This is a genomic window from Stenotrophomonas sp. HMWF003, from assembly GCF_003061285.1.
In the GTDB taxonomy this organism is placed as follows: Bacteria; Pseudomonadota; Gammaproteobacteria; order Xanthomonadales; family Xanthomonadaceae; genus Stenotrophomonas; species Stenotrophomonas maltophilia_AP.
In genome coordinates, this window is the sequence record NZ_QAIW01000323.1 from 1 (window position 1) to 2,351 (window position 2,351).

At 69.0% G+C, this 2,351-nt stretch carries 4 protein-coding genes; all 4 read left to right on the forward strand.

Annotated features, from left to right (window positions below; translation table 11 throughout):
• A partial coding sequence (locus DBR34_RS13060) for a FimV/HubP family polar landmark protein (protein WP_308812537.1) occupies nt 1-658 on the forward strand: 658 nt, incomplete at its 5' end.
• Nucleotides 655-1,035 carry a VOC family protein gene (locus DBR34_RS13065; RefSeq protein ID WP_128097109.1) on the forward strand — a complete coding sequence of 127 codons (381 nt, stop codon included), beginning with the start codon at nt 655-657 and terminating at the stop codon, nt 1,033-1,035. The genes DBR34_RS13060 and DBR34_RS13065, both read left to right, overlap by 4 nt.
• A 48-nt stretch (nt 1,036-1,083) precedes the next feature.
• Complete coding sequence (gene truA / locus DBR34_RS13070; protein ID WP_128097110.1) at nt 1,084-1,857, forward strand: tRNA pseudouridine(38-40) synthase TruA; 774 nt, start codon at nt 1,084-1,086, stop codon at nt 1,855-1,857.
• The coding region (locus tag DBR34_RS13075; RefSeq protein ID WP_258223898.1) for a phosphoribosylanthranilate isomerase at nt 1,854-2,351 on the forward strand (498 nt) is incomplete at its 3' end. The genes truA and DBR34_RS13075, both read left to right, overlap by 4 nt.

The window sequence follows — 2,351 nt, forward strand, 5'->3', positions numbered from 1 at the left end:
CTATGTGGACGAGCTGGCCGCGCAGCAGGACGACGCCCTGGACGCGCGCCTGGATCACGCACGTGACCAGGCCAATGAGGAGCTCGACCTACCGGCCGAACACTACGCCGATGGCCTGCGCCGCGAGCCGGTGTTCAACCTGGAGCCGTACCCGGGCCAGCCCGTGGCCGACAGCGAGGCAGCGCACAGCGAGGGCGACGAACCGACGCCCGGCGTGGAGCAGGTCCCGTCAGTGAATGCTGGCGTGGATGCGGGCGCAGACCTCGACACGGTCGACGTGTACACCCCGCCGGCACATGCGCTGGAAGCGGCAGCACAGCCGTCGTTCCGTGGCGTGTTCGAGTTTCCCGCCGATGGCGACGCCGTTGCCGTCGACGCCGAAGCGGCTGGCGATGCCGACGCTGACGCCGAAGCCGAAGCCGAAGCCGAAGCCGAAGCAAGCGCTGCGCCGGCGCAGGGCATCGAAGCACCGTTCGAGGCCACCGACAACAGCGGCCACGTGCTGGCGACCCCGGGCCGCGACCGTCTCGAACTGGCCATCGCCTATCTCGACCTGGGCGATGCGGAAACCGCACGCACCCTGTTGCAGGAAGTGGCCGTTGCCGCCGATCCGCACAGCCAGGCGCAGGCACGCGAACTGCTGGCGCGGCTGGGATGAGCGCGGCCCCCGCGACCGCCTTGCGTGAGCGCCGGCTGGATTACGTGGAGTTCGCCTCCACCGATCCGGCGGCCAGCCGCCAGTTCTTCACACGGGTGTTCGGCTGGTCGTTCGTCGACTACGGCCCGGACTACACCGCCTTCGACGACGGTCGCCTGCAGGGTGGCTTCTTCCGGGCCACCCCGTGCACGTCGGCAACCGGCGCGCCGCTGCTGGTCATCTACGCCGATGATCTGGCACCGCTTGCCGAGGCGGTGGCCGCCCACGGCGGGCGGGTGGTCAAGCCTGTGTTTTCCTTTCCCGGGGGCAGCCGCTTCCAGTTCGTCGAACCCGGTGGCAATGAACTTGCCGTGTGGTCCGAGCGCGATCCGGCCTGATGCCCCGACCGGCCCTGGCCGGTTCTTACCGACTTACAGAGGTTGACCATGCGCTACGCAATGGGCGTGGAATACGATGGCAGTGAATTCAAGGGCTGGCAGCAGCTGGGCGAGAGCGGTCGTCCCAGCGTGCAGGCCAGCCTGCAGGAGGCGCTGTCCTCGGTGGCCGATGCGCCCATCAAGGTGATGTGTGCCGGGCGCACCGATGCCGGCGTGCACGGGCACTGCCAGGTGGTGCATTTCGACACCGACGTGATCCGCAACGCGCGCGGCTGGACCCTGGGCACCACCACCCGCCTGCCGCCCGCCATCGCGGTGCGCTGGTGCCAGCCGGTGGCCGATGATTTCCATGCGCGCTTTTCCGCCCGCGCCCGGCGCTATCGCTACCGCCTGCTCAACCGGCAGGTGCGCCCGGCGCTGAACCGGCAGAGCCTGAGCTGGGAACGGCGGCCGCTGGATGCCGCGCTGATGCACGCCGCGGCACAGGCATTGCTGGGCGAAAACGACTTCAGCGCCTTCCGCAGCGTCAATTGCGAGGCCCTGCATGCCCGCCGCGAGCTGCAGGCGATCAGCGTGACCCGCGATGGCGAGGTGCTGGAGGTCTGTGTTCAGGCCAATGCATTCCTTCATCACATGGTGCGCAATATCGTCGGTTCATTGATCCTGGTCGGGTGCGGGGACAAGCCGGTGTCGTGGCTGGGTGAGCTGCTGGCCGGAAAGGACCGCACCGTGGCCGGGCCGACCGCACCGCCGCAGGGTTTGGTGTTCGTTGGACCCCTGTACCCCGACAACTGGCAACTGCCCGCCGAGGTGACTCTATGAGCCGCTCTTTCTATCGCACCCGTATCAAGTTCTGCGGCATGACCCGCGCCGGCGACGTCCGCCTGGCCGGGGAACTGGGCGTGGATGCAGTCGGCTTCATCTTCGCCCGGGAGAGCAAGCGCCGCGTGGCGCCGGCCGAAGCCCGCGCAATGCGCCAGGCGATCGCGCCGATGGTGGACGTGGTGGCCCTGTTCCGTGACAACAGCAAGGAAGAGGTGCGCGAAGTGCTGCGCACGGTGCGTCCGACCCTGCTGCAGTTCCATGGCGAGGAAGACGAGTCGTTCTGCCGCAGCTTCAACATGCCTTACCTGAAGGCCGTGGCGATGGGCGGCCGCGAGGACGTCAACGCGCGCCAGCTGCAGCTGCGGTACCCCAGCGCAGCCGGGTTCCTGTTCGACAGCCACGCGCCCGGCGGCGGCGGTGGCACCGGCGTGGCCTTCGACTGGACCCGCCTGCCCACTGGCCTGCATCGGCCGTTCCTGCTTGCCGGCGGG

Excerpts from the sequence above, each read along its gene's own strand:
- DBR34_RS13065 (WP_128097109.1), top strand. The coding sequence starts at position 655 with ATGAGCGCGGCCCCCGCGACCGCCTTGCGTGAGCGCCGGCTGGATTAC.
- truA (WP_128097110.1), top strand. The coding sequence starts at position 1,084 with ATGCGCTACGCAATGGGCGTGGAATACGATGGCAGTGAATTCAAGGGC.